The organism is Microbulbifer elongatus (assembly GCF_020524885.1).
Classification (GTDB): domain Bacteria; phylum Pseudomonadota; class Gammaproteobacteria; order Pseudomonadales; family Cellvibrionaceae; genus Microbulbifer; species Microbulbifer elongatus_A.
The window spans coordinates 94699-102500 of the sequence record NZ_JAIVKJ010000003.1; the positions used below are offsets into that span (position 1 = coordinate 94699).

5 protein-coding genes (1 of these 5 running past the window's edge) are annotated in these 7802 nt (G+C 55.0%); 3 read left to right on the forward strand and 2 right to left on the reverse strand.

Features of this window, described 5'->3' with window-relative positions; all coding sequences use genetic code 11:
• Positions 1–39: 39 nt before the first annotated feature.
• Positions 40–1701 carry a gamma-glutamyltransferase gene (gene ggt / locus LC059_RS12490; protein ID WP_226704202.1) on the forward strand — a complete coding sequence of 554 codons (1662 nt, stop codon included), beginning with the start codon at positions 40–42 and terminating at the stop codon, positions 1699–1701.
• 39 nt (positions 1702–1740) lie between these two features.
• Entirely contained in the window at positions 1741–4380 is a 2640-nt protein-coding gene (gene pepN, locus LC059_RS12495; protein WP_226704203.1) for an aminopeptidase N, read from the forward strand.
• A gap of 55 nt (positions 4381–4435) precedes the next feature.
• Here pepN and LC059_RS12500 read toward each other — a convergent pair whose 3' ends face one another.
• Positions 4436–5050, reverse strand: coding sequence for a histidine phosphatase family protein (locus LC059_RS12500; protein ID WP_226704204.1), 615 nt, complete (start codon positions 5048–5050; stop codon positions 4436–4438).
• Positions 5051–5173: 123 nt separating this feature from the next.
• The gene (locus LC059_RS12505; protein ID WP_319005110.1) at positions 5174–6772 is read right to left on the reverse strand and encodes a carboxylesterase/lipase family protein; all 1599 of its coding nucleotides are present in this window, start codon (positions 6770–6772) and stop codon (positions 5174–5176) included.
• 528 nt (positions 6773–7300) lie between these two features.
• Between LC059_RS12505 and LC059_RS12510 the strand changes: the two genes are divergently transcribed.
• A protein-coding gene (locus LC059_RS12510; RefSeq protein ID WP_226704206.1) for an MFS transporter crosses the window boundary here: on the forward strand, positions 7301–7802 show its start. Its footprint extends 773 nt past the window's final position; the window shows 502 of its 1275 coding nt (coding positions 1–502); the start codon lies at positions 7301–7303; its stop codon lies off the right edge, out of view.

Genomic DNA, 7802 nt, shown 5'->3' on the forward strand with positions numbered 1-7802 from the left:
CATTCCCTGCAGACGGTTGCGACAGCGCTGGTAGGCGCCTTGTTACTGATAAATAGTGTCAGTGCTTTCGACCGCGTAAACGGGGAGGGGTTCGCCAGCCGCTCACCGGTACTGGCCACGCGGGGAATGGCCGCCACCAGCCAGCCTCTGGCCACCCAGGTAGCATTGGATATCCTTAAGAAAGGCGGCAGTGCTGTGGATGCGGCGATCGCTGCCAATGCTGTGCAGGGGCTGATGGAGCCAACTGGCAACGGCATCGGCGGGGACCTGTTTGCCATTGTCTGGAGTGCTGAAGATAAAAAGCTTCACGGTTTGAATGCCAGTGGACGGTCGCCTAAATCGCTACCGTTTAGTCACTTTGCCGACAATAATCTCGACAAAATCCCTTCCCACGGACCATTACCGGTGTCTGTACCTGGTGCCGTGGATGGCTGGTTTGAACTGCATGAAAAGTTCGGCAAGCTGCCGATGAAGGAATTGCTGGCGCCGGCGATTGACTACGCCAATGACGGTTTTCCCGTAACTCAGCTGGTGGCCTACTACTGGAATCGCTCGGTGCCCATCCTGGAAAAATTTCCCGGGTTCCGCGAGACCTATATGCCGGGTGGGCGCGCGCCAAGGGAGGGTGAGCTGTTCCGCAACCCGCGCCTGGCAAATACGCTGCAAAAGATTGCCGATGGCGGCCGCGATGCCTTTTATAAAGGTGATATCGCCCGGGAAATTGACCAATATATGAAGGCCAATGGCGGCTTTCTGTCGTATGAAGACCTTGCCGACCACACTTCTGACTGGATTGAGCCGGTTTCTACCAGCTACCGCGGCTATGATGTCTGGGAGTTACCACCCAATGGCCAGGGTATTGCTGCGCTGCAGATTCTGAACATTCTCGAGGGATTCGATCTTAAAAAGCTTGGTCGCCAGAGTCCGGAGTATGTGCATCTTTTTGCAGAAGCGAAAAAACTGGCCTTTGAAGATCGCGCCAAATACTACGCGGATCCGGCGTTCAACAAGCTGCCGGTACAGGAGCTGATTTCCAAGCCCTATGCTGACAAACGTCGGAAGCTGATCAATCCGGATAAGGCGGCAAAGCGCTACGATGCTGGCAATGTGGCACTGCGTCACGGCGATACTATCTACCTGACCACCGCGGACAAGGACGGCAATATGGTGTCTTTGATCCAGAGTAATTATCGCGGCATGGGCTCGGGGATGACGCCGGGTGAACTCGGTTTTATCCTGCAGGACCGCGGAGAAATGTTCAGCCTCAAGGAAGGTCATTTCAATCAGTACGCACCGGGCAAACGACCTTTCCATACGATTATTCCCGCCTTTGTGACCAAAGACGGCAAGCCCTGGCTCAGTTTCGGTGTCATGGGGGGCGCGACCCAACCGCAGATGCACGCACAGATTGTGATCAACATGGTGGACTTTGGCATGAATGTTCAGGAGGCGGGTGACGCGCCCCGTATCCTGCACAGCGGCTCCAGCCAGCCTACCGATGAAATTATGGAAGACGGCGGTTACCTGAGCCTTGAAGACGGGTTCCCGATGGAAACACGCCGCAAACTGGTACAGATGGGCCATCAGGTTCGTTTTGAGAGCGGCCCTTACGGTGGTTACCAGGCCATTCTGAAGTCCGACCAGGGTGTGTATCACGGTGCATCGGAAAGCCGTAAAGATGGCCAGGCCGCCGGTTACTAAGGCCCGGTAATTACACAAGCGAGTGAATGAAATACAGCAATGAAAAACGCTAAGCCAAGCACGATTTACCTCAAGGACTATCAGGCGCCAGATTACCTGATTGACCGTACCGAGCTGACGTTCGACCTGGACCCGCATTCCACACTGGTGAAATCGCGCCTCATAGTGCGGCGCAACCCGGATGCCCAGAGTGGTGGTGCTACTTTGCCCCCGCTATGGCTGGACGGTATCGATCTCGAATTGCTGTCGATCGAGGAAGATGGTGAGCTGCTACCCGCGCAGCGCTATCAGGAAATGCCTGGCGGTCTGTCATTGTCCGTCGATAAATCGGAGTTCGAGCTGGAAATCCAGACCCGCATTGCGCCGGAGGCCAACACGTCCCTCGAGGGCCTGTATCTGTCCAATGGCATGTACTGCACACAGTGTGAGGCAGAGGGTTTCCGTAAAATCACCTTTTACCCGGACCGCCCGGATGTTATGTCGGTGTTCACGACCACCATCGTCGCACCCGCCCAGTATCCGGTGTTGCTTTCCAATGGTAACAAGGTCGACAGCGGCACCACCGACGACGGTCGCTTGCGGGTAACCTGGGAAGACCCTTTTGCCAAGCCTTCGTACCTGTTCGCGCTGGTGGCGGGCGATCTTCAGTATGTCGAGGATACCTATACCACTGGCAGCGGCCGTGAGGTCAAACTGCTGTTATTTACAGAAGCGCGCAATATTGGCAAGTGCGAACATGCCATGGTCTCGCTGAAGCATTCCATGCGTTGGGATGAAGATGTTTACGGCCGCGAGTACGACCTGGATATCTTTATGATCGTGGCGGTGGATCATTTCAATATGGGGGCGATGGAAAACAAGGGATTGAATATTTTCAATTCCGCCTGTGTACTCGCCAGCCCGGAAACCGCCACCGACGCGGCTTTCCAGCGTATTGAATCCATTGTGGCCCACGAGTATTTCCACAATTGGTCCGGCAACCGGGTCACCTGTCGGGACTGGTTTCAGTTGAGCCTGAAAGAAGGGTTTACCGTATTCCGCGACGCCGAGTTTTCTGCGGATATGAACTCCCGTGCGGTCAAGCGAATTGAAGATGTAACCCTGCTGCGCACCGCTCAGTTTGCCGAAGATGCCGGCCCCATGTCCCACCCGGTACGGCCGGACTCTTATATGGAGATCTCCAACTTCTATACACTCACCGTGTATGAGAAGGGCGCCGAAGTGGTGCGGATGATTCACACCATACTCGGGCCCGACGCCTTCCGTCGCGGTAGTGATCTGTATTTCGAACGCCACGATGGTCAGGCCGTCACCTGTGAAGATTTTGTCGCGGCAATGGAAGATGCCAACGGTGCGGACCTAAAGCAATTCCGGCGCTGGTATAGTCAGGGCGGCACGCCGGTCGTGGAGGTAGAAGACGAGTACGATGCTGAGAATGCGCGCTATTCGCTTACCCTGCGTCAGCACACTCCCCCGACACCGGGCCAGCAGGACAAGTTGCCTCTGCATATTCCAGTGGCAGTCGGCCTGTTGGGCACAACTGGCAAGGCGCTGCCGCTCGATGAAGTTGGCAGCATGGAGACCGTGCTCCATCTCACCGAAGAAACTCAGTCATTTGTTTTTGACAATATCTATGAGCGCCCATTGCCATCACTGCTGCGCGGGTTTTCTGCGCCGGTAAAGCTGCGCTATAGCTACAGCGGTTCACAGCTGCAGTTTCTGATGCAGCACGATACCGATGAATTCAACCGATGGGATGCCTGCCAGCGCTTGGCACTGAGCACCCTGGCAACCCTGCAACGCCAGTACAGGGCGGGGCAACCACTGGAACAGCCAGCCGAGCTGATCGAAGGATTCGCGGTACTGCTCGACAACCCCGAACTGGATCCGGCACTGGTTGCCAAAATGCTCGCGTTACCCAGCGCACAGGAGCTGGCGGAACATGGTGGGGAAATCGATGCGACCGCGATTATCGCCGCGCGAAAATTTGCGCGGGAGTCCATTGCACAGTCACTGAAACCAAAGTTCTTGTCTCGGTATAAGGATCTGGATCAGCGCAAACCCTACCGGCCAACCGCCGATGATATTGCCGAGCGTAGCCTCAAAAACACCTGCCTCGCTTACCTGTGTATTACTGCGGATGAAGACGCGTTGGCAGTAGCTCAGGTTCAGTTTGAGCGTGACGAAAACATGACCGATGTTTCTGCGGCTCTCGCGGCGCTAGTGGAGTACGGGCCGGTGGAAACTGCAGAGGGGTTACTCGAATCTTTCTATCAGCGTTGGCAGCAGGACACTCAGGTGGTGGAAACCTGGTTTGGCCTGCAGAGCGGCAGTGCCAGTTTTGGCACCCTGGAGCGAGTAAAACAGTTGATGGATCACCCGGCCTTCGAGTTAAAGAATCCGAACAAGGTACGGGCGGTGATTGGCGGGTTTGCCATGCGTAACTTTAACCAGTTCCACAAGGAAGATGGCACTGGATTTGAATTTCTTGCGGAGCAGGTGATTGCGCTGGATAAACTGAACCCGCAGATTGCCTCGCGACTGGTCACACCATTGACGCGTTGGAAGAAGTATCGATCCCATGAATCAGTTCAGATTCACGGCGCATTGAAACGAATAGCAGACAGCGGGGACCTGTCGGCGGATCTGTATGAAGTGGTCAGCAAAAGCCTGGCATAGCTTTATTTCTGCCTACGAGTAAAAGGGGCCTTCGGCCCCTTTTTTTCAATAGCTGCTACTGAATACGGTGGCTGGGGCTTGCGTCGCGCTCTTTACCAAGCTCAATGATTTTCAACGTATCTTTATTGAGCCCGAATCGGGTCTGGGAAGTGTAATCCGGAAAGAACTGTGCCACCTTCGAATCGTTGCGCAGCGCGGCAACGACCGAATTAATCACCATAAAATGGCAGAAGACCAGTGTCGTGTGGGGCTGTATCTGCTGAGCATTTTCCGGGGATTGTGGGTGTGAATCCAGTGACATGAGGTAGCGTATCACGCCCTTCCGCCATTGGTCCTGTGCGGCGTCTAGGCTCTCCCAGTTGCTGTGGAGCAGCTGTCGGATCCACGCACCGCGTCCAGCGAGCGACATCCCCATGGGTGAGGGGATTTCAATCACATCCTCTGCTTGCTGTACTTCCTTGTTCCAGTGCGTTGCTACCGGAATCGCGGTTTGTAACGCGCGGGATTTCGGGCTGCTGATGAGCTGCACACCTTCGCCACCGGGAAAACTTGCATCGAGGCTGGCAATCAGTGCCTCGGCCTGTTGTTGTCCCTGTGGGGTCAAACCCGGGTCGGCATCCACGGCGGATTTTGCGGCTTCTCCGTGGCGAATAAGAATAATCTGGTGCAATTCGCTATGTCTCCCCGAGCTTTTCCGGTCTATGGCTAGTGCTGGTTGGAGCAATGATAACCGAGATGAACTACTTAAGCCGAACGGGCAGGGGGCCTCTGGGTGAGAGATCTCATGGGAAAATTACAGAAAGCCGTGCATCCGGGTGTCTTCCATTGCGTTCCAAAGTTGATACAGTGCATCCAGGTCCAGGGTGTGGTTCTTTGTATCTCCAAAACTCCGGCTGTGACCCAGCTCAAAGCCGGGCCAGTCCTCCCCTGGGTTTCCGGATTCGGCAAAATTGAGCCAGGCGTTACGCATGGCCTCGCTCAGCAGGTGTGGCGCCGACTCCGCGCCGTAAAAGTGCTGTAGTGAACTGTCTCCATGGGTACCGAATACATATCCTAGTTCCGCAGCGTGACAGGCGCCCAATAGTGGTTGGGCGCTCAGGGGTTGTGAAAAATGATAGTGGAAGCGCTGGCCCTGGTGTGCCTGTAGCAGGCGCAAGCCCGGCACGGTAAATACCATATCCGTCAACATCAGGTTCCAGGTGCGGCTCCACAGGGGCCAGGGGTTTTCCGGTTGCGCCTCCGCCCGCTGTCGATAGTGTTCCAGTAAGGTGCCGATCAGGGACTCTGGTAGCACGTGTTTCAGGTGGCCACGAATCTGTTGGTCGTCCAGAGTGAGCGTTTCCGGACGTGCGGCGCTGAACAGGTTCCACTCGTCGCGATTGCTGCCGACCATCATGGCCACATTCGCCCCCGCTCCATTGCGCAGGGCTTCCACTGGTGTTTGTTGCAGTAGCCTGCCATCCAGTACGGGTTTGAAGGGAAGGTGCCCCCAGTGAATATCGGAACCGGGTTCGTTCAGCAGGGCTTCCTGGGCCCGTAGTAGCTCACGGGTGGATGGACCCTGCTGCAATGACTTTCCGCCTCGCAACTGTTCAAGTAGTTGGCAAAACTTATCCGCCAGCTGTGTGGCTTTTGCTCTGTTATGAAAGACGCCCGGGTTGCCACTCTGCACAATGACCTTGTGGAATTGATGCCCACACAACGGCGTCTTGTTTTCTGTACGTGCGGAAAACAGTGATGCTATGGACATGGCGCCGGCGGACTCACCGAACAGAGTGATGTTATCCGGGTTGCCGCCAAACGCCTCGATATTCTTTCGCACCCACTTTAGTGCCGCAATCTGATCTTCCAGTCCTTCATTACCCGAGGCGGGCACATCAAGGTAGTCACACAAGCGCAAAAATCCAAATACACCCAGGCGGTAGTTCAGGGTGACCACAATGGCGCGGCCTGTCTCCGCAAGAAAACGACCGTTATATAACGCCTGGCAACCGGAGCCCAGATAAAAGGAGCCTCCATGTATCCACACCATCACCGGCAACTTTTCGCCGATTGGATTTGCCGGAGCGTAGATGTTCAGGTACAGACAGTCTTCGCTATCTGGTGACTCGCCATTGGGGCCCTTGATCTCAAACAGCGGAGAGGGATTCTGCGGTGCCGGCATACCGTAACAGGTTGCCTTTCGCACGCCTTTCCAGGGGGCCAGAGGTTGGGGCGGGTGCCAGCGGAGTTCGCCCACCGGTGGCTGTGCATAAGGGACACCGAGAAATTGGCAAACTGACCCCGTCTCATCGAGCCTTCCTTCCAAGGTGCCGCAAGGGGCATTCACCATGGGGGATGTCTTGGGTAAATCAGAAGTCCGCATTATTGGTTGTATCCCTCTTATGCGCATTTTGCGATCTGTAAGTCCGAACGACGATGCGCCGCGCACAGACTTTTTGACCCAGTGAGTATAGAAGCTGTCATATTCTGGCAGTTGCAGTGGGACATGACCAAAATATTGCCGGAAAGAAAAATACGAAAATCACTACGGAATACGGTTGCAATGAACAATAAGTCAGATATGATTAAAAAATTCCTGTCATTATTTAGTACACCACTTTTTGCTTAGAGACGCCTCGTGAACCTGATTGCCGGCCCCATGACATCACCGCACCGCGACGGATTCAAATTCGTGGCCGCTGCTGTGTACTTATTGGTGCCTGCGTTCAAGCCCATGTCTGCGTGGCTATCCAGTTCCCTGTGTAAACACCTGTCCACTTCTGCGGTCTGCGCTGCTGTGGGCACCCGAGTGCGTAGAATGATTACCTGACAGTTAACAGTTTTTTGTGCTGGAGGGTTAATTCAAATCCTCCAGGAAAAAACCCGGAGGGTTCTGCCCTCCGGGTTTTTTTATGCCGAAAATTTGGGAGATACGGCAATGGACAGGCAATGGTGGCAATCACTGCACGGCTTACCGCCCCTGATATGGATCGTTTTGCTAGGCAGCTTCTTCGGACGTGGCACCTACTTTATGGTGTGGCCATTTCTGGCGATTCTTTTATATGAAAAATTCGCACTGGGCCCTGGCGCCATCGGCGTGATTCTGAGTGTTTCGGCGATGGCTTCCGCCGTGCTTGGATTCTATGTCGGCTCGCTTTCGGATCGCTATGGCCGGCGCAGTATTTTGATTATTGGCACGGCAATTAATGCGCTGGCCTTTCTTATTCTGGCGCTTGCAGAATCACTCGCAACCTTTGTGGTATCTATCACCCTGTGCTCAATTGGGCGGGCAATCTGGGAGCCGCCAGCAAGCGCATTGTTCGGTGATCTTATTCGCGACGTAAAGTCGCGCGAGCTGGCACTGCAGTTTCGGTACTTCCTGATCAATGTGGGAGCAGCGCTCGGGCCGATTATTGGCGTATGGGCAGGTATCAGTGCGC